The 18,836-nt window shown below is 49.4% G+C and carries 20 protein-coding genes and 1 tRNA gene; all 21 read left to right on the top strand.

Annotation, left to right across the window (positions count from 1 at the left end):
- The first annotated feature begins 382 nt into the window (after nucleotides 1-382).
- The 21 genes from KP814_RS24515 to KP814_RS24415 all read left to right on the top strand — a co-directional run bounded on the left by KP814_RS24515 (nucleotide 383) and on the right by KP814_RS24415 (nucleotide 18,811).
- Nucleotides 383-455: transfer RNA gene (locus tag KP814_RS24515), tRNA-Met, on the top strand.
- 128 nt (nucleotides 456-583) lie between these two features.
- Nucleotides 584-733, top strand: a complete 150-nt coding sequence (locus KP814_RS24510) for a hypothetical protein (protein ID WP_216739247.1) — start codon at nucleotides 584-586, stop codon at nucleotides 731-733.
- A 123-nt stretch (nucleotides 734-856) separates the two neighbouring features.
- The gene (locus KP814_RS24505; protein WP_216739246.1) at nucleotides 857-3,334 is read left to right on the top strand and encodes a DUF5906 domain-containing protein; all 2,478 of its coding nucleotides are present in this window, start codon (nucleotides 857-859) and stop codon (nucleotides 3,332-3,334) included.
- A 412-nt stretch (nucleotides 3,335-3,746) separates the two neighbouring features.
- Nucleotides 3,747-4,121 carry an antiterminator Q family protein gene (locus KP814_RS24500; protein WP_216739245.1) on the top strand — a complete coding sequence of 125 codons (375 nt, stop codon included), beginning with the start codon at nucleotides 3,747-3,749 and terminating at the stop codon, nucleotides 4,119-4,121.
- Between the two features lie 124 nt (nucleotides 4,122-4,245).
- Nucleotides 4,246-4,674, top strand: coding sequence for a hypothetical protein (locus KP814_RS24495; protein ID WP_216739244.1), 429 nt, complete (start codon nucleotides 4,246-4,248; stop codon nucleotides 4,672-4,674).
- Between the two features lie 53 nt (nucleotides 4,675-4,727).
- Nucleotides 4,728-6,875, top strand: a complete 2,148-nt coding sequence (locus KP814_RS24490; RefSeq protein ID WP_256446107.1) for a tetratricopeptide repeat protein — start codon at nucleotides 4,728-4,730, stop codon at nucleotides 6,873-6,875.
- 71 nt (nucleotides 6,876-6,946) lie between these two features.
- Nucleotides 6,947-7,177 (top strand): hypothetical protein, encoded by a 231-nt coding sequence (locus tag KP814_RS24485; RefSeq protein ID WP_216739242.1) that lies wholly within the window; start codon nucleotides 6,947-6,949, stop codon nucleotides 7,175-7,177.
- A gap of 41 nt (nucleotides 7,178-7,218) precedes the next feature.
- Nucleotides 7,219-8,457, top strand: a complete 1,239-nt coding sequence (locus KP814_RS24480; RefSeq protein ID WP_216739241.1) for a restriction endonuclease — start codon at nucleotides 7,219-7,221, stop codon at nucleotides 8,455-8,457.
- 148 nt (nucleotides 8,458-8,605) lie between these two features.
- The gene (locus KP814_RS32935; RefSeq protein ID WP_371824090.1) at nucleotides 8,606-9,055 is read left to right on the top strand and encodes a RadC family protein; all 450 of its coding nucleotides are present in this window, start codon (nucleotides 8,606-8,608) and stop codon (nucleotides 9,053-9,055) included.
- Nucleotides 9,056-9,554: 499 nt separating this feature from the next.
- Entirely contained in the window at nucleotides 9,555-10,043 is a 489-nt protein-coding gene (locus KP814_RS24470) for a putative adhesin (RefSeq protein ID WP_216739239.1), read from the top strand.
- Nucleotides 10,044-10,331: 288 nt separating this feature from the next.
- A complete protein-coding gene (locus KP814_RS24465) occupies nucleotides 10,332-10,751 on the top strand; it encodes an N-acetylmuramoyl-L-alanine amidase (protein WP_216739238.1) in 420 nt (139 codons plus the stop codon).
- 12 nt (nucleotides 10,752-10,763) lie between these two features.
- A complete protein-coding gene (locus KP814_RS24460; protein ID WP_041598631.1) occupies nucleotides 10,764-11,087 on the top strand; it encodes a hypothetical protein in 324 nt (107 codons plus the stop codon).
- Nucleotides 11,084-11,458: a hypothetical protein gene (locus KP814_RS24455; protein WP_216739237.1), complete on the top strand. Its 375-nt coding sequence runs from the start codon at nucleotides 11,084-11,086 to the stop codon at nucleotides 11,456-11,458. Before KP814_RS24460 ends, KP814_RS24455 begins: the two co-directional genes overlap by 4 nt.
- Nucleotides 11,361-11,612, top strand: coding sequence for an Rz1-like lysis system protein LysC (gene lysC / locus KP814_RS24450; RefSeq protein WP_371824089.1), 252 nt, complete (start codon nucleotides 11,361-11,363; stop codon nucleotides 11,610-11,612). Before KP814_RS24455 ends, lysC begins: the two co-directional genes overlap by 98 nt.
- A complete protein-coding gene (locus KP814_RS24445; RefSeq protein ID WP_216739235.1) occupies nucleotides 11,612-12,976 on the top strand; it encodes a hypothetical protein in 1,365 nt (454 codons plus the stop codon). Before lysC ends, KP814_RS24445 begins: the two co-directional genes overlap by 1 nt.
- Entirely contained in the window at nucleotides 12,976-14,136 is a 1,161-nt protein-coding gene (locus KP814_RS24440; protein ID WP_216739234.1) for a hypothetical protein, read from the top strand. Before KP814_RS24445 ends, KP814_RS24440 begins: the two co-directional genes overlap by 1 nt.
- Nucleotides 14,133-14,486, top strand: coding sequence for a hypothetical protein (locus tag KP814_RS24435; protein ID WP_216739233.1), 354 nt, complete (start codon nucleotides 14,133-14,135; stop codon nucleotides 14,484-14,486). Before KP814_RS24440 ends, KP814_RS24435 begins: the two co-directional genes overlap by 4 nt.
- A 117-nt stretch (nucleotides 14,487-14,603) precedes the next feature.
- Nucleotides 14,604-15,128 (top strand): terminase small subunit, encoded by a 525-nt coding sequence (locus KP814_RS24430; protein WP_127971010.1) that lies wholly within the window; start codon nucleotides 14,604-14,606, stop codon nucleotides 15,126-15,128.
- On the top strand, nucleotides 15,103-17,037 hold the full coding sequence (locus KP814_RS24425; protein ID WP_216739283.1) for a phage terminase large subunit family protein: 1,935 nt from the start codon (nucleotides 15,103-15,105) through the stop codon (nucleotides 17,035-17,037). Before KP814_RS24430 ends, KP814_RS24425 begins: the two co-directional genes overlap by 26 nt.
- Entirely contained in the window at nucleotides 17,007-17,246 is a 240-nt protein-coding gene (gene gpW, locus KP814_RS33495) for a gpW family head-tail joining protein (RefSeq protein ID WP_371824088.1), read from the top strand. Before KP814_RS24425 ends, gpW begins: the two co-directional genes overlap by 31 nt.
- Nucleotides 17,243-18,811: a phage portal protein gene (locus KP814_RS24415; protein WP_216739232.1), complete on the top strand. Its 1,569-nt coding sequence runs from the start codon at nucleotides 17,243-17,245 to the stop codon at nucleotides 18,809-18,811. Before gpW ends, KP814_RS24415 begins: the two co-directional genes overlap by 4 nt.
- Nucleotides 18,812-18,836: the final 25 nt, after the last annotated feature.

The raw sequence follows: 18,836 nt of genomic DNA, 5'->3' as shown, positions 1-18,836 counted from the left end.
ACATAAAAATACCCCCGGCCGAGGCGGTCGCCCCATTCAGGGCCGCCAACGCTACCCGGCGCAACTGGATGGCTAACCCGCCCGCAAGGGCTCCCGGACGAAGGTAACCGGGCTCGATTTGTGTGATTCCGGCAGGATGCCGGTTTTTTCTTCACACATGAGAGCGCTCCGCCAGGGTAGGGATGCTGTGTGACTGGGTGAGAAAGGGCCTTGGCGGAACGCTCTCATGTGTGGTGAATGCGCAGGCTGATGCGCTGGAAATACCGTGAGCGGGTCAGGGCACAGATGCGTGCAGGACAGTGAAAGTCTCGAAAGAAAAACCCATCTGCACCATGCCGGATAGTCAGTGCCAGCCACCACACTACTTTTAGTTGAGTTAAAGCAGGGTAGATCAGTGGTAGATCGCCGGGCTCATAACCCGGAGGCCGCCGGCTCGAATCCGGCCCCTACGTCCATTTTCAAGACCCTGCCTTGCCCCATAGGGGCCTTTTTAAAGCGTTTGGCTGGCGATGGTTTATACCCCTTCGTCTACAAGTTGGAGTCAGTCAAGCGCTTTAGAAAGTCCCGGTTGACGGAGGCGTTAATGATTTTCGGTGCGTTTTATTCATCCTTCCGCACCATCCGAGGTTGGGCGGTGCAAAAAGCGTATGGCCTGTTGGGGGATCGAGACCGGAAGGTCATGCTTGCGGCCGGCGTTGATCCGACGACGCTGAAGCGCAGAGGGTATCTGTAACAACGAAAAAACCCGCTGAGTCCGGCAAGACAGTCAGCGGGTTTTAATTTCTCACTTAAGAGGGCTTCATTGTGTGCGAAAAACGAACAGAACACAACCGCACGTTGCATAAAGGGGGTAGGGGTGCTCATTGACGAGGTGTTAGACCGGTTTCGGTCTGCCGGCCTGGTTGTTGACAGTCTGGACACGTCCGGCGACTTGGTGCGTTGTCCTGTCGACGGAGACCGTCGAGGCAAAAAATCTGGCTGGTATATCTGCTTTAAAATCACCACTGACTCTGGCAAAGAGTCCTATCAAGGCCGTTTCGGCAATCAATCCATAGACGATAAAACCCTCTATTTCGACACCAGCGATCCCGCTATGTCCAAGGATGAGTTACGCGAATTGCGTAAGTCCTTCCTGGATCGGCGGCGTGCTGAAATGGACGCGAAAGAGGAAGCGAGCCGGGAAAAGGTTCGCCGTAGAGCTGGGCAGATATGGGAAGGGCTCCCGCTTTCCGGTGCCTCTCCGTACCTCTCCAATAAGGGCGTTGCCGGCTTCGGGGTGAGATATACGCGCGGTTCGGTCGTTGTGCCTGTACGACGCATTGCTGACGACGTGTTAACCGGCCTGCAGTTCATCAGCGCTGAAGGAGGTAAGAAGTTTCTCACGGGCACGTCCAAGAAAGGGGCCGGGCATTTAATCGGAAAGATTGATCCGGACTGTCCGCTGATAGTTTGCGAGGGGTACGCGACAGGGGCCTCATTGCATATGGCGACCGAGTGGCCGGTGCTGGTGGCGTTTGATTGTGGCAATCTGCTGCCGGCAGCGCAGGCCATACGTGAGTTGCGTCCTGACGTGCAGTTGATCATTGCCGGGGACAATGACGCCAGTTCGGAGGATAACCCAGGCAAAGCAGCGGCGATCGCGGCAGCGCAGGAATTGGGAGCTATTGCAACCGTTCCTGATATTGAGAGCATGCCTGAATGCCTCCGTCCAGACTTCCCCAAGTTGGACTACAACGATATGCATTTGGCCAGAGGGCTTGATGTTATCTCTCATCAAATGACGGGCGTTCTCAATAACCCTGAGCTTAACTTGGCCGCCGCTTCCCCCGCACCCCCATCAGAGGAAGAGTCGCGCGCGAATGGTGAAGTGATCAGTATCGATCTGGAGCAGGTGCTTAACCGCTATGCGCTCATCGCCGGAGAGACTAAGTTCTGGGACTGTCAGGAGCGCAGCGAGATCAAAAAGACGGCGTTTGTCGAGCTGATCGGGAAGTCGATCTACAACGAATGGAAAGAGCATGAGCGCCGGCGGATGATTACCCGCGCCGACGTCGCCGCCATTCAAAACGGGGGGGAGGGGGGCGACCTTCGTATACTTCAGCGCTACGTATACATTTATCCAACAAAGGACGCCTGGGACACGGAGCGCAAGGATCGAATACCGCTGGAAAACCTGCGGGCGGCCATGCCCAACGATTACGACTGGTGGCTTAAGCATCCGCAACGACGCCAGGTTGATTCCGATCGCCTGGTGTTTGATCCGACGATGACGGCGGACCCCAAAACACACATCAACATTTTCGAAGGGTTGCCGCATAAGCCGTCGCCTAAATCGGAATTTTGGCGCTGCGACGCAATCCGGGAGCTGATCAGGTGGCTGTGCAATGATGACGTGGACGTCATCGACTGGGTTATGAAGTGGCTTGCCTATCCCATCCAGAATGTCGGTGCGAAGATGGACACGGCGCTGATGTTTCATTCTGACGTTCACGGCTCGGGCAAATCACTGCTGTTTGCCGATATCTGCCGGCAGCTCTATGGTAAATATGCCGCGGTGTTGGGTCAGCATCAGCTGGAATCCCAGTACACCGATTGGCGGGACCGGTTGTTATTCGCTGTATTCGAAGAGGTGTTAAGCCGCGACCAGAAATATGCGCACCTTGGCACCATCAAGCACATGATTACCGGTAAGACGCAGCGCATCGAGAAAAAGTTCGTGTCGGGCTGGGAGGAAGCCAACCACATGAACTGCATATTTCTCAGTAACGAGTTCCAGCCGTTCCCCCTGGAGCCTAGCGATCGTCGTTTCCTTGTTGTGTGGCCTCGGGCGACGCTGCCGGAACACCTGCAGCAGCTTGTCAGTAATGAAATGGAAAACGGCGGTATTGAAGCCTTCTACGGTTACCTGCTGGCCTACAACACCAAGGGTTTTAATGAGCACACCAAGCCCCTGATGACGGATGATAAGGCGAGGCTGATCCACTTCGGTTTATCCGGGACTGAGCTGTTCTATCAGGCTTGGCGTGATGGTCTGCTGGAAGCTCCGTATATGAGTTGTATCACGACAGACCTGTATGAGGTCTATAAGCGATGGTGCAGCCGCGAGGGCGAACGATCGCTGACACAGACCAAGTTTTCCCTGCTGCTGTCGGTTAAAGAGCATAAATCCCGCGAGCGGTTCATTGAAGGCACATCAATATCGGCTCGACAGCATATGTTTTTCGTTGTTGATGAGGATGGTCATGATCGATCGGTTAGTCGGCAGCAATGGTTAGGCAATTGCGTCGTCAAATTCAGACAGGATTCTGGGCTTCATAGGGATGATTCATTCTGATTTGTGCAGGGTTAGGCGTCTTTTGTGCAGGGTTTGACGAAAAATGTGCAGGGTTTGCTCAAACCTTTAACATGTGATTTTTCTTTAAAATCATTGTGTTGGGTAGTCGTGTGCAGGGTGTGCAGGGTTCTCGCGGGCGCGCATACGCGGGAGATTATAAAAGTAATTCTAGTTTTCCCCTGATTCTTTTTTTACTTCCCGTGCGCGAGGACGAAACCCTGCACACCCTGCGCGTAACAGTGATTTGTATAGTGGTAACAGTGATTTGCCGGAATATATACCCTGCACATTTTTCGTCAAACCCTGCACATATAACCGTTAACCCTGCACATTTTAATTAAAACTCTGCACATAAATAATTTTTATAAGGATTAGTAATAAGCAAGGAAGAGCGAACAGAGCTGAGGTGAATATGACTGATTCAATCTTGCTGGATGTTACACGGGACTGGCTGGTTCGATACGGGCGTTGGGTGAGAGCTGGGGGCGTGCTGCCACGTTATGAGCGAGTAGACTCTCCACTTGATGAATACGACGGCTCAGAAATGCTGACAGACGACCAGGCGCTGATTGTCGATAAGGCCTTGGCGCTTCTGAGTCGAGTTCAACCATTTGAGGGTAAAGCGGTTAAGTGGGCTTACATCGATCGGCGCGAGATCCGCGTGATAGCCAGGGATTTAGGGCGGAGCTATGGGGCGGCCAGAGAGCTGCTGCGGATGGGTGAATGTATTATGTCGGGTTTGCTTCAGCCGTATTTATCTTCAGATTTATTAGTGAAACTTGGATGAACGTCAAATTTTATTGTCAGTTCATATGCAACCCTTAGCTCCATGTACTAATTTTATATGAAATCGCTGCTCTTGAATCTCAGGACTTTGCTTGTTTAGCTTCATTAACTAAGAGGGGATGGATATGGATGCTGCATCGGTTGCTGGTGTTATTTTGGGATACCTTGGAGCTGGCTTTAGCGATGTCGTGAAGCTGGCAACGAAAGATGCCTACGCTGCTGTTAAGGCACGGCTAATAACGCTCTTGGATGGGAAAACAAAGGCGGTAGATGCTCTTGAAGAATTGGAGAAGAATCCTGACTCTAAACTCCATAGGGATATATTCGAAATGGAGCTTAAAGGGGCCAGCATCCAGGATTTCAGCCCTTTAGAGCCCTTAATTGAAAAACTGATCGAAGTGCTTAAAAAGCAACAAAATATCACCCAAGAGTCATCGCAGTTTTTAAATAGCTCAGAAGTTATTAACATTGGTGTGCAGGGAAATCAGACCATTCTAGGGGCTCAGAATAATTACTTTGGAAGTCCGGAAAAAAAAAGCAAAGGCGACAGTTAACTACAGTTCTTCCGATAGTCTCTCTAAGTGATTTATTCGGTCGTGAGAAAGAGTTGCTAGACGTACGTAGAACCTTAATCAAAAATCAGTCAATGTTGTTGGTTAATGGTTTGGGAGGTGTTGGAAAAACTACTTTGGCATTGGCTTATGCTGTGAAGTACCGTGAAGAGTACTGTGATGTCGCTTGGATCTCACAAGAAGATAAGACTTTCGCTGAGTCAGTTGTTACTAGTCCAGGGCTTTGTGATAACCTTGGCATAGTAAAAGACAGTCAGAGTGTTCAGAGCATTGCTAGCGAGGTTATGCGCCTGTTAACACAAGCCGATGAGTCTCCTAACCTCCTAATATTGGATAACGTTGGTCACGATGTTGTCAAATGGGTTGATAATTTACCAAAGCCGCCTGTTTGGCACATACTTGCGACTTCACGTGAAGCTCTTGCTGGCTTTAGTATAAAAAGGCTTGATCTCCTATCAGAAGAAGCTTCAATCAAGCTATTCAGACACTACTACAAGCGAGCTGATTTGTCCCTGGAGGAAATTAGGGCGCTTGTTAATAATTTGGACTTTCACACTCTCGCTATTGAGATCTTAGCCAAGACTGCAAACTCTCAGCGCCTCTCATATAAGAGTATCAGTGAAGCGATAAGCATCGATAAAAAAACAAGTGTTGTCGTACCTCATAATAAAAATATGAGCGTGGATGCTATAGATAGCTATATCAAGTCTATATTTACAATAACCTTAAATGTTTTTAGTGAATATGAAATTTGGCTGTTGAAGCAATATGTATGCCTTCCATCCGAGTTTATACCATTCTCAATGATAGAAATATTGATGGATCCTGAAAAAGTGGGTGGGAAAGATCTGTTATCAGAATCTCTAATTCGTTTCAGAGATCAGGGATGGTTATTGGAAGATAGTTCCATAGATAGCTATAAAATACATCGCTTAGTTTCTGATGCGCTGGCACAGCAGCTTTCTATTACGATTAAAGATATTGAGTTTTTAGTTAATAAGGTATGGGACCGGCTAACTCTTCACCAGGCGGCCGATAACCCAATTGAAAAGTTTATGTGGATACCATATGGGAAGGCTGTTGCGAATAGAATCCCACTTGAAAATGGTAAGATTAAATATGATGTAATCAATAGTTTGGGGTTGATTCTTAAAGTTTCTGGAGAATATGAAGAAGCAAAGATTATGTTTGAACAGGCATTATGTTTTTCTAAAAATGTATTCGGAGATAATCACGCTAATACTGCAGCTATTTATACTAATATAGGGCTAGTTGCAAGAGATCTCGGCTTTGATAAAGAAGCAAAATCGTACTTGGAAAAGGGGCTGGCATCTGCAGAAAAATTCTTTGGAGTAGATAACCCTCAAGTTGCTAAATATTGCTCTAATCTAGGGTTGTCGATTATGTCTTTAGGTGACTATAAGTCCGCCAGAGATTTGTTTGATAGAAGTATAAAGTTGTCACAAAAATTAAATGAGGAGCCGGGGTTAATTGCGTTACGGTATGCGAACTTGGCTATTTGTTTGCGAGAGCTTGGACATTATGGCGAAGCTAGAAGCTTGCTAGAAAAAGTAATTCGTATTAGTGAGGCTACGTTTGGCGTTGAGCATCCCAATACAATTTCTTGGTATTCAGATTTGGCAATGGTTAAATGTGATGCTGGAGACTACGAAGCAGCTAAAAACCTCTTGGAGATATCGATCTCGCGTGGTGAAAATATCTATAAAGAATCTCACCCAGTTGTAGCTGTTTATTATGCTAATTTGTCTTTGGTTCTTATAAAAATGKAGCGCCTGGAGGAGGCGAAAGAAAGTTTGGATAAAGCGATAAGTATTAGTGAAAAAAAACTTGGAGAGGAACACCCTTCAACTTTGATAAAATATATAAATAAGGCATCAATAATGGCAAATATGGGTGATAATGAGAAGGCTTTTGAATTGTTTATGGAAATGATTTCTCCTTGCACGAGAAAGTTTGGTGAGTATCATCCCGTAGTTGGTAAATTATATTTTAATATTGCGGATTGTCTTTTTTTAATGAATGAGTATAAAGAGTCGTACATTTTACTTTCTAAGGCAAAAGATATATTTATACAGGCGCTCCCGCTAGAACATCCTTTGGTTAAAAATGCTTTATGTTGTATGGATATCGTTAAAGAAAAGATTGTTGATGGTGATAATTAACGTCAAAAACATTTTCACTTTATATGTGTGTAACAGACTGAAATTATCTGTTGTTGTCTGATCAGGCCACGGTGACCAAAACAAAGAGAAAACTAGTAAAGCTTTCAATATCCGAAATCAATATTGCCAACCAAATCCAAATCATTGGTCGTAAAATTAAGCATGGCGACGCCATTAAAATAATGAACTTGCTACGTCGTTGGATTGCTCTTTTAGAGCAGGAGATTTATTCGGGCTATCAACTATTAATACTTTTTCAGAAAATAATTAAATGGGTTGAACAAGTCGATGAAGCTGTTTAATTATATCGATATAAGCTGGTGTTCGTCAAAGGAAGAGTCAAATGAGTGTGTCAACAGAACTTAAAGATATCGATTTTTTGCAGGAAAAACTTGACTTTTCTAATACTACCCCAGAAGACTTTGAGAGACTTGTATTTCACTTGTTAGATGAAATGGGGTTTTCGAATCTGAGTTGGAGAAAGGGTGGTGAGGGTAATTCTGCAACTGATGGAGGAAGAGATCTAGAGGCAACTTTTTGGACCGTTAAGCCCATTTATTCAGCTGAAGAAAAATATTGGTTTGAGGTTAAGTATAGAAAAAAACAATTGGCCAAGTCTAACGTTCAAAAAACTGTATTAAATGCTGCAGGTCATAGATCAAAGGATAATCTTGTCATAATTACAAATGGGACTGTATCTAATCCTACCTTAGATTGGGTAAAACAATTTCAAGAATCACATAAAGAAATTTGTATCTCAATATGGCAAGGCCATGACTTAGAGCTTTTATTGAGAAAGAACCCTAGAACTCTAGCTAGATTTGTTCCTGCGTCGTTAGCATTCTCAGGTAGATGTAAGGTTGTTGTATCTAAATTCTCTAACCTGGCGTTGCTTCCTGCAGGTGGTGAATTAGATGAGTTGTGGATTCATAGGGATAAAGTATTTAATGATTCATACACTACTTTAATTGCTATATTGGCTGAGGTCTCATATGGGAATATAAATAGGCGTCAGTGGGGTTTGGAAATAAGTGAGTCAGACCTATTTTTGGTGGCGATAGCTGGTATTGTTGATCTATATCCAATTCTTTCTGTGTGTAAGTTGCATAATAGAAATCAAGGTTTTCTAGTGGATGGGATGTCATATATTATACAGTGCCTGATAATTAGATTAGGAGTGGAGCTAGCCTCAAAGGCTTTATTTAATCCAGAGAAACTTATTGATCAGGCGGAGCTTCCTGATAATTTGAAAGTTAGTAGACTTCTACCAATTTATGACAATGTATTTCATTGTATTGCTAATTCTTGTAGCAAGAAGTTCTGCTCAAAGGTTAGATATATTAGGCATGCTGAAGATGATGACTATTTTGTTAGGTTTGTTTCTCCTCCACGGAAAGATGAGGAGGAGTATAATATATTATATTCATCTAATGGCGACTGTAAAATAGGTCTTGTGGGTGTGGATGAATTCTGCCCTCTTGGTGAAAAGTATCAAGAGTGCCCAAAAACAGAAATTGAATTAATTGAAAGACTTGATTTTTTCCGTAAGGTCCTGTTAATACGAACGCGCGAGATTATGTGATGCTTTATGGAGGAATCTAATAATCTCGGTTGATATTGTTAGTATATTAACTTAAAAGTTTGTTTTTTCTTTACAAATAGGCCCAATGGGCCTATTATTCGTTTTGTGGGCTGATCAAGCCCCGACACCCAAAACAAGGAGACAATTAGTGAAGCTTTCAGTATCCGAAATCAACATTATCAACCAAGCAAACGCCATTATTGATCGCAAGGTTAAGCTTGGTGACGCCATTATCGACACAATCCAAGCAATGAACCTGCTGCGTCCTCGGATTGCTCTCTTAGAGCATGAAGTGTTCATGGTTGTGTTCCTGGATAGCCAACACAAAGTAATCGCTATTGAGGAAATGTTCCGTGGGTCGATTGCTTCAGCAAGTGTTTACCCTCGCGAAGTGGCTAAGGCTGTGTTGATGCACAACGCGGTGGCCGTCATCTTTGCTCACAATCACCCGTCAGGGCAGACAGATCCATCGTTGGCTGACAAGGATATTACTCACGCGTTGATGAATGCCTTGTCTTTGTTTGATGTGAGGGTGTTGGACCACTTTATATTTGGGGCTGGGCCAACGGTTAGCATGGCGGAGCGAGGAATGCTTTAAGCGAGAGGGGCCGATAGGCCCCTTTGTTTCAATCGATCAAGGTGTAAAAGCTTGGGAGGCCTGAGCTATGACAGAGATACGAGCACAATATACAACAGGCAACAGCGCTAGCTTGAGCGACATAAAAGGGCGGGCTTGTGCTTTGAGGTTTGCTGATCCAGGCTACGAGCCGCCGACGTGGCGAGACCTTCGGGATCTGATGGCGGCGACTGGGTGGACGGGGTCGGAAGTTGCACAGATTGCTGGAGTGGGAGAGACAACGAATGCGGGTTCCAGGACTGTCCGGAAGTGGACAGCAGACCCGGAGAAGACGCCGGAGAACGCTCGGGGAATTCCTTATGCTGCCTGGCGGCTATTGTTAATTAATGCGGGGGTGGTTGATAAGTGAACATTGTGAGGCGAAGTAATTGACGCATTTTTCATCACTTTAACGCTTTTCTTTGGTTGGAATGGGGAGCTTATTCTTCCCATAAAGCAATCAACCAGGGAGAAAAAGAAAATGTCAATTGTGATTAGTGGACATGGCACATTTAATGAAAAATATTTGGCTACAGCAGGGAGAAAGAAAATACCAACATTCCCGATTCCGCCTGGGGTTACGCTCATTTGCTATGCCCCGCCGGGGGCGGCTTTAGATAATCCTTTGGCTCAAAAGGTTGAAGTGGAAGCAGTTGTTGATATATCAATGGTTGAGCTAAAACAACGAGACTCTTCTACAGTCAAGCCTATGCCGGGTGATGAATATCCTTTTGAACTCACCGAAGGCAATGAAATGATAGACTTTACAGTTATGCCTCCAGATGGTTTGGCATTGTTAGGTTCACCGGTAACAGTTACGGTACCGACTCCGCTTAGGGTGCTTGTTGAGCAACATAAAGATGAGGGCACAATACACTATGCGTGTTGTGGTACTGGCTTTTCAGATTCCCCCAGCATGCGTGACCTTTTTCCTTTTAGAGGGTGGTACGCAAGGTTGAAAGAGGATTAGAAGCTTAAATACGGCATCAATATGATTATTAGACTGCTCAATGCGTAAACATTCGAGAATTATTTTGTACTTCTACAGTTAAGGGCGTGTTCAGTAGTTGCGCGGCTTAAAAGGCCGTTAGTTACTCTTACGGTAAGAAGTGGAAAAGTTATTTAAAAACAGTGTGTTGACGCAGTTTTGATCAAGAATTAGTATTTTTCACGTAGGCTGTCGCAACTGCGCTCAGCAAGTGTAGAAAAAACCTTACATTACCCGGTTCAGCCGGGTTTTTTTATGCCCGGAGAAACCATGAAGCGACAAGCTACGCGATTTGTGGTGGTGCATTGCTCGGCCACGCCGGCATCAATGGACGTTGACGCGGAGACTATCCGCACATGGCATAAGGATAAAGGGTGGTCGGATATTGGTTACCACTTGGTTATTAAGCGGGACGGGACTGTGCAAAACGGTCGCGATCTGATGTCTGTTGGCGCGCATGTGCGCGGTCATAACGGTGACTCTGTTGGTGTGTGTCTAATTGGCGGAGTGGATGACCAGTTCACGCCTGAAGACAACTTCACGGAGGCGCAAAAGAACGCTTTACGTACTGTTCTAGCTGGCTTGTTGGCGCGGTTCCCCGGCATTGAGTTGCGTGGTCATCGTGACTTCCCAGGTGTCCATAAAGCATGTCCGAGTTTTGATGTTCGGGCATGGTACTTCAATCGGTGATGGGAAATGAAAATGCCGGATGAACGCGAGCTAGCTCAAAGGGCTGCTGAAACCTCATCGATATGGACGAGTAAAGAATTCTGGACGGTTCTGGTGCTGTTCGTTGCGGGCTTCGTTGCACGCACGTTGGTGTCGCAGGAGCCTTTCGACAGGAAAAAGTTTTTGGGTGAGTTGATTTTAACCGCAATTGGAGCGGTAGCACTTTATGCAGCGGGAGCGCTGCAGGGAATGTCCGATCTGCAAATGCTTATGTTTGGCGCATTGGGATCGTTGGGCGGCTTGCGGGCGGTTGAATGGGTTATCAAAGCGGCGGCGCAGGTCAAAGGTAAGGCATGATTTTAAAGGCATTGGTGGGCGTCATCCTGGCGATGGCGCTGGCCATTGCTTATTTCTTTTACGCGAATAGAGCGCTGAAGGCGGAAAACGAGACGCTTACGGTCGCCGTTGATCAGTACGAAAGCCAGCACGTCGCCGACGTGGCGCGAATCAATGAGCTGGCGCAGGAGATGAAACGCAGGGATGACGTCATAAGTCGCCGAAACCTGGCGCAGCAATCCATAGCAAAACAATTGAGGGCTGATAGTGATGCGCTCCAAGTCACGCTTGCGAATGAAATCAATCGCGAGTGGGCTCGCGCTCGTCTGCCTGATGACATTGCAAACCGGTTGCGCGCGGACACGGCTGATCACTCAGACGCAGACAATTAAGCAGTTTCCTCCCGAGGTTTTAATGCAGCCGTGCGACATTCCCGCATTCAGTGGATCGACGAATGCGGACTTGGTTGTTTATATCGAGCGGCTGATTGCCTCATTGCGCATGTGTAACGCGGACAAGTCAGCGTTGCGGGAGTGGGCGCAATAATGGTTTGGGTGATACCGGACGCCAAGTTAGAGGCTAACCGGTCCATTACCGGTCTATTGGCGGCCGAAGCGCCGCCACCGAGTGGCGACTGGTGGTTGTTCCATGATGACTTTTCGTCTGGTGACAGCTCGCATGCTGAAAACGGAATCTATTGGGCAAACGGTAACGGAGTCGCCGCCAGTCAGAAGACTGATTATGTGGTGGAGGCCTTGCCGGCTCCGCATGCTGGCCTTAACGGTATCAAGTTAACGCAGCAGGGAACCAACTACACAAACGGCTCGCCCCAACAGGCTAACCTCTGGCTTAGTGGCTTCCGGGCTCCGTTATGGGTGCGTTGGAGTGTCCGCATTCCAAGTGACTATTATCACCGTAATTTGGCGGTGCTAATCATTGATGCAGCGCCGTCCGCGCCTGATTGGAATATTGGCGATACGGTGCAGGGCGACGCAGGAACAACAGCCACCATATACCACATCGACGAAGGGGCTAACCGGGTTGTTATTGATCGCCCGTCGGCGCTGTATTCGTCGGCTGACTTTGGGTCAGGGCACACCCTTCAAAATTTAACTGCCGCGCAGAGTGCGGGGATCACCAGCTACAGCACACCGGGCAATAATCACAAATGGTTGACCGCTTGGGAGCGCGAATACTCGCAGCACGGTTTTGGCTTGGAGGTCAACGCTGATCCATATCAGGATAACCCTGTTGCCGGGACCAGCATCGTTAAGTGTCATCAGACTGGCGGGTCATACCGCAGCATTACTTTGGATATTGCTCCTGATGCGCCTGACTGGAATACAGGAGACACAATCCAAGGCGGCGTTGATGCAACAGCGTTTGTCCGGTATGTAGACACCGAGACGTCGACAATATGGGTCGATGTTATGCAAAGCCCAACAGATGCGGCGGAGTGGGGCGCTGGTGTCACCATTACCAATTTAGATACCGCCGCCACTGCCGACGTTGTAAGCAACAACGCGGCCGCTCAGTATGCGGGGGCTAATACAGATCAGTCTCACCGCAATAATTCGGACGGCTCGTTTGCGTACTTGATAGACCCCAGCACGGACGCCGGCAGGCTCATTGAATATTCCGCGTATATCCAAGAGGCTTCTGCGCTTGGCGCTTCTGATGGTGTTGTGAAGGTTTGGAAAAAGAACGTTACCGACGGCGGCGCTATTGAGCTGGTCTACAGCAACGATACGCAGATTGTGTCATTTGATCCGCAGTGGCCTGGCATGACCTCTATTTACTTTGGCGGAGCCAAAAACGGCGGCGGTGCAAAAGTTGATCAGGACTATTACCTGACAGAGGTTTATGTGGGCGTCCAAGCGCCGTCTGATATTCCGCCGGGGGATTTGTAATGCCTGAGTATGGCTATCACAACGAGTCTTTTGCTGCGACGCTATTTATTCAAGCCGGCAAAGCTCAATCCATGGCCGTCGGCGACGTGTTTTTTCTCAATCCTGGGGATTCTGTCGACGAGATTTATTCGGCCATAAAGGCTGCGTCCGGCACGTCAAACGCCAGGATAGGATTATATATTTGTGCCGCTGACAAGCTTCCGCAAGCCGGTTCAAGTCCCGTTAGATATATTGATATCCCTAGCATTAATACTTCTGGGGGGGTATTTGGCGGAGCAATAACCCCTTATGTGGAGCCGGCGGGAGCGGGAAGCTTTTGTGCGATTGTTGTTGGCGCTATCCCTGGTACGAGCAATACCAACCTAAACGCCGCCAAGCATCCCAGCGATGTAGTCACCTCTTCGGTTTGTAACTCGGGCGTAGGTGCGTGGGTCCGGGATTCGGAAGATCCCGATCGTTTGGCGGCTTGGGCGATCGTCACTGTAAGCCCAACGCCAAACCCGTCCATCAGTGGTTTGGCCGGTGGTAATGCGTCAGTCCAGTATGGTGATGAGACGGCCAACGTTACCGATTTCAGCGAAACCATTATAAGCGGTTATCTGACCCCGGACGCGGGTTCAACGCAGTACGCACTGCTTGAGGTTACGGACAATTTGGATGGCACGGTCGACTACAGATCACCTGGTGACGCTCCAACCTCGGCAATGGATTTGGTGTTATCCGGAGCCAGTGAGTCGGCTACATTGGCGGGAGTTGCCCACACACAGACGCACGCGGTGCAGTTTCCTGCGCCGGGAACCAATGCTGATGACAATTCATTCGCTGCTGGTCAGGGTGGCGGAAACAATCCATGGTTTGAACCGCCGGCGTTTCCGCTTGCTGATACCACTGTGACTTATGATCTGGTTTTTAAGGATGGTGTGTCGGCGATTACCACAGCCAACATTGTGTTGGACGTTAACGATGTGGTGGAGGCAGAGGAAGGGACGCCGGCGGGGACGACGTTTCAGGTTACATTCCAGAAAATCTATGACGACGGTACGACTGCGTCGTGGACTGTCACTCTCACCGTGGGAGAAGACGGTTCGTTGGAGGTGGACTCCATTATGGGGCCAGTATTCAAAGACATATTCAGGCCTGTATTTCGGGAGGTCGCATGATTGAGTTGCCAGTAGATACCAGTGATACCAATTGGGCAAAGCGCCAAGTAAGACAGCAGCGTTATTACTATGAAGAGACGCTGACGGCGGCGGGTAATGGTGAATGGATCACATTGCCGCCTGGCCATGACGGGTTTCTAGTCGGCATGGAGATAGGAGCCGGTGCGCAAGGTCGTGTTGAATACACCACTGCACCGATAAGCGTGATCGAAAGTGGAGCCCCCTTTGCGCGGTCCTGGCCTCATGGTGATGTGAGCGCCACGCCGGATGATCTGGAGATCACATCCAAGGCGACGGCCGTGCGCGGGGTGAATATCTCGGGTCAAACGCGGTTATACGTCAGCGGCTAGCCGCCCAAGGGGCTGCGGGTCCTTCCCCGGCCGGCCCCCTGTGAGGGTGCGTAGAGTCCGCGTTTTTTGCAGATTTAGGTTGGCCTTAGCCTTCCTTCCTTTTATTTCGGGGGCATTGTGAAGGTAAACAAGAAACAACTTGCTGACATTTTCGGGATCAGTGAGCGGACCTTCACGCAGTATCAAAAAGACCCCGATTTCCCGATTGTGTTGGATGCAGGGCGGGGGGCTTCGAATCAATACGACACGGTTGCCGTTTTCAATTTCCTGAAGGATCGAGCGTTATCCGGGGCGAAATTCGAATCAGCCCGCGACAGACTGGACCGCATCAGGGCAGAGCGGGAGACCTTGGCTTTAGGTCGTGACCTCGGGGAGTTGGTGCCCGCAAGTGAGCTGGAGGCGCTGCTTGAACAGGTCGTCACCGCTATCAAAACAACCTTGCTTGATAGCAATCACATTTTAAAAACCGAATTGGATGCTCGTTACGATATAGATGTTGAACCAGACATTCTCGACGAACATTCTAGACAGGCGCTCACTCACCTGGCGGCGCTTGGTGAGCAATACGCGGAGAGTGATAGCGAAGTCACTGCTGAAGTTTCAGCCTCCGCCGAAGATGACGACGAAGGATTGGGCGAATAAGTATCGTTGGCTTGCGAAAGAACAGTCAGCCCGCCCGGGGAAATATAACACCCGTCTGACGCCTTGGATTGAAGGTATCATGGACGCGGTCGATGATCCCCAAGTGAAAAAGCTGGTTGTAAAGAAATCAGCTCAGGTCGCCTACACCGACGGGTTCTGGAATAACTATTTGGGGCGCCGAATTCATACTGATCCTTGTCCTATTGTGCTGCTATTCCCCAAGGAAAAGACCATCAAGAAGTACTTGGATCAGAAGTTCAACCCGATGATCACCGCTACTCCTGTGCTGCGGGATCTGGTGGACGTTACAACCAGCCGCAAGGCCGGCAACCGCCAGGACCAGAAAAACTTCCCCGGCGGGTTTTTGTCGCTCGTTGCGTCGAACGCTCCGGATAACGTCAAGTCGACATCAGCCCCGGTGGTGGCCGTTGAAGAACCGGACGACTGCAACACGAACGTATTCGGTCAGGGCGACTCAATTAAGCTACTTGAAGAAAGGGCCAAGACTTACGATCGCCGGAAAGTGATATTCGGGGGGACGCCTACGGTTAAAGGCGTTTCTCGCGTTGATGAAAGCTACAAAAACAGTGATCAGCGCAAGTTTTACATCCCTTGCCATGAGTGCGGCGAGTCTCATGTACTGTCTTGGGACAATATCAGATGGGATGAGGACGAAAGCCGCAGCCATGAAGTCTTTGGGAAGATCATTCCCGAGTCAGCGTTTTATGTGTGTCCGCACTGCACCTGCGTTTGGAATGACAACCAGAAGAACCGGAACGTTAAAAACGGCGTGTGGGTTGCTGAGGCTGATTTTTCAGGGACCGCCGGCTTCTATGTCAACGAGCTGTATGCACCTTTCCCTGGCTCCCGGTTTACAAACCTGCTGACGAAATACTTGGAGGCGAAGCACAAGAAGGAGCAGGGCGACGACGGGGATATGATTGTTTTCGTGAACTCCACCTTGGGCTTGTCTTATGAGTACGAAACCGACTCGGCCAATGAGGATGAACTCGAAGCCAAAGCGCTGGAGTATCCAGAGAAAAGCATACCTACCGGCGGACTGATTCTGACGATGGGCGTTGACGTCCAGCATGATCGTCTGGCTGTCATCATTCGGGCGTGGGGCCGAGGCGAAGAAAGCTTCCTCGTTTATTGGGGCGAGCTGGCTGCGCAAACGGCTTGTACCGATAAAAACGATGCAGTTTGGAAAGAACTGGATACGTTTTTATTCGGGGTCTATGAGCATGCGTCCGGCGCTGGCCTGCGAATCTCTGCAACCGGCATTGATAGTTCAGACGGCGCCACGAATGACGCCGTTTACCACTATGTCCGGAGTCGGAAAAAGCTCGGCGCGAAGATTATGGCGATCAAGGGCGACTCGGAGAACACTAAGCAAGCCAGTGATCGCGAGATTGTCACGCCTCCCCGCAAAGTGGACGTGAACAGCCAGACAAAGGCCTCTAAATATGGCCTGCAGGTCTATATCGTCGGTACGCAAAAGGCGAAAGACCTGATATCTGCGCGCCTGAAATTGAGCGGGATTGGTCCTGGTCGAATGCACAACTATAAAGACGTGCGCTCAGACTATTACGCGCAGGTACTAAGCGAGATTAAAGCGCCCAGTCGGCGCCAACTTGGTAAAAAGGTTTGGCAAAAGAAGGCCGGCGTTCGGAACGAAGCGTTGGACTGCGAAGTTTACGCGCTACACGCGGCAAGAGTGCTGCGAATACAGCTCAAAAAGCCAGCTGACTGGGACAATATTGAGGCGAATTTGAAGCAGGTAGACCTGCTATCACCAATAACCATACCGACCCAACCGGATGAAAAGCCGTCTGCTGGCGTATCAGTCAAGCAAGCAGGCGAAAGTAAGTCTGGAGGATGGGGATCATTAGGACAGAGGGCTACCTGATGGCTACGCAAGCAGATTTAGACGCCGCACGCGCAGCGTTAAACAAGCTCCTGACCGGGCAATCAGTCGTGCAGGTCCAACACGACAACTACAGTGCTACTTACAAGCCGGCGGACGCAGCAAAGCTGCGCGCATACATCGCAGATCTTGAGTCACAACTCGGTCTGACGACGCGCAGCCGGCGCGGGCCTGCGGGGGTAACTGGATGAACGACACCAGTGTGCGGATTTTAGACGCGAAAGGCCGGCCAATGTCGTCGGTATATACCGGCGCGGGCGCAGGCTTCGGCAACCAGTTGGTCAATTGGAATCCGATGGCCCAAACGGCAGACGCCGCCCTGTTACCGACCCTGAAAATGGGCAATGCGCGCGCCGATGACCTCGCGCGGAATCACGGTATTGCGTCAAACGGTGTGCAACTCCATGTTGATAACATCGTCGGTCACCTGTTCCGCTTGTCATACAAGCCACGCTGGCAACGGCTAGGGATGTCAGAAGAAGATGCGGCCAGCCTAGCGCGGGATATTGAGCAGGCTTGGACGGAATACGCAGAAGATGACGTGCATTGCTACCTCGATGCGGAGCGCAAGCGTACCTTTACGATGCTGATTCGCGAAGCGATTGCGACCCATACGACTAAGGGCGAAATAATGGCCTCGGCGGAATGGGAATACCGTCCTGGCAGCCTTTTCAAAACGTGCATAAAAACCATTACTCCACATCGGGTGAGTAATCCTCATAATCTGATGGACACCAACCGTTTGCGCGGGGGCGTTAATGTCGACAGATACGGTGCGGCGAGATCGTACAACGTTCGAGATACTTCCGTGCCTGGTTATATGTTTGGCGATGGCATGGGCAGTACCTGGCGCGAGATCCCGCGAGAAACAAGCTGGGGGCGCGAACAGTTTCTCCATGTATTTGAGCCAACCGAGGACGGTCAAACCCGTGGCGCGAACCGCTTTTTGGCGGTGATGGAGCAAATGCACATGCTGGGCAAGCTCCAGCACACCAAACTCCAAAACGCCATCGTTAACGCCATGTATGCCGCCGTCATCGAATCCGAAATGGATAGCTCTGCCGCCTTTGAAATCATCGGTGGCGATGGTGGCGAGGATGTCCTGCAGAAATGGATGATGTCCATGCTGGACTACCACGCCGGCGCTAACATCCGTATGAATGGGGTGAAGATCCCGCACTTGATGCCAGGCGAAAAGCTTAACCTGATGACGTCCTCAAATGCGGACAACGGGTTTGCGGAGCTGGAAGCCAGTATATTGCGCTGGATTGCTGCGGGCTTGAACGTTCCGTTTGAGGCGTTGGCGCGCGATTACAGCAAAACCACCTATAGCTCGGCTCGCGCCTCGATGCTTGACGGGTGGCGTTACTTCATGGGGCGCCGGAAGGTGATTGCCGCCCGGTTTGCGACAAAGATATTCGCGTTGTGGCTTGAAGAAGCCTTCAGCCGTGGCGTGATCGTGCCGCCGAAGGGCGCGAAATCCTTCTACGATGGAAAGGCGTCCTGGTGTAACTGCACTTGGATCGGTTCCGGCCGCGTCGCGATCGACGGATTGAAGGAAGTCAAAGAAGCAGTCCTGCGAATCGACAGCGGTTTGTCGACCTACGAAAAAGAGCTGGCGTTGATGGGCGAAGACTATCAGGAAATATTCCAGCAACAGATCCGAGAGGTCCGCGAACGCCAAGAGGCTGGCTTGCCTCCGCCGTCTTGGATGCGAGTAAACAACATGGCTCCGGACGAACGCGAAGCCGCCTAGAAACAGACCCGCCGCCGGCGGGTTT

Origin of the sequence: Hahella sp. HN01, from assembly GCF_018986435.1 — a bacterium.
GTDB lineage: Bacteria > Pseudomonadota > Gammaproteobacteria > Pseudomonadales > Oleiphilaceae > Hahella.
This window is presented reverse-complemented; position numbering and strand designations above follow the sequence as displayed.

What these genes read in the sequence shown, in the direction of transcription:
- KP814_RS24510 (WP_216739247.1), top strand. Translation starts at nt 584, where the DNA reads ATGATTTTCGGTGCGTTTTATTCATCCTTCCGCACCATCCGAGGTTGG.
- KP814_RS24500 (WP_216739245.1), top strand. Translation starts at nt 3,747, where the DNA reads ATGACTGATTCAATCTTGCTGGATGTTACACGGGACTGGCTGGTTCGA.
- KP814_RS24495 (WP_216739244.1), top strand. Translation starts at nt 4,246, where the DNA reads ATGGATGCTGCATCGGTTGCTGGTGTTATTTTGGGATACCTTGGAGCT.
- KP814_RS24480 (WP_216739241.1), top strand. Translation starts at nt 7,219, where the DNA reads ATGAGTGTGTCAACAGAACTTAAAGATATCGATTTTTTGCAGGAAAAA.
- KP814_RS24470 (WP_216739239.1), top strand. Translation starts at nt 9,555, where the DNA reads ATGTCAATTGTGATTAGTGGACATGGCACATTTAATGAAAAATATTTG.
- KP814_RS24465 (WP_216739238.1), top strand. Translation starts at nt 10,332, where the DNA reads ATGAAGCGACAAGCTACGCGATTTGTGGTGGTGCATTGCTCGGCCACG.
- KP814_RS24460 (WP_041598631.1), top strand. Translation starts at nt 10,764, where the DNA reads ATGCCGGATGAACGCGAGCTAGCTCAAAGGGCTGCTGAAACCTCATCG.
- KP814_RS24455 (WP_216739237.1), top strand. Translation starts at nt 11,084, where the DNA reads ATGATTTTAAAGGCATTGGTGGGCGTCATCCTGGCGATGGCGCTGGCC.
- lysC (WP_371824089.1), top strand. Translation starts at nt 11,361, where the DNA reads ATGAAATCAATCGCGAGTGGGCTCGCGCTCGTCTGCCTGATGACATTG.
- KP814_RS24445 (WP_216739235.1), top strand. Translation starts at nt 11,612, where the DNA reads ATGGTTTGGGTGATACCGGACGCCAAGTTAGAGGCTAACCGGTCCATT.
- KP814_RS24440 (WP_216739234.1), top strand. Translation starts at nt 12,976, where the DNA reads ATGCCTGAGTATGGCTATCACAACGAGTCTTTTGCTGCGACGCTATTT.
- KP814_RS24435 (WP_216739233.1), top strand. Translation starts at nt 14,133, where the DNA reads ATGATTGAGTTGCCAGTAGATACCAGTGATACCAATTGGGCAAAGCGC.
- KP814_RS24425 (WP_216739283.1), top strand. Translation starts at nt 15,103, where the DNA reads ATGACGACGAAGGATTGGGCGAATAAGTATCGTTGGCTTGCGAAAGAA.
- gpW (WP_371824088.1), top strand. Translation starts at nt 17,007, where the DNA reads ATGGGGATCATTAGGACAGAGGGCTACCTGATGGCTACGCAAGCAGAT.
- KP814_RS24415 (WP_216739232.1), top strand. Translation starts at nt 17,243, where the DNA reads ATGAACGACACCAGTGTGCGGATTTTAGACGCGAAAGGCCGGCCAATG.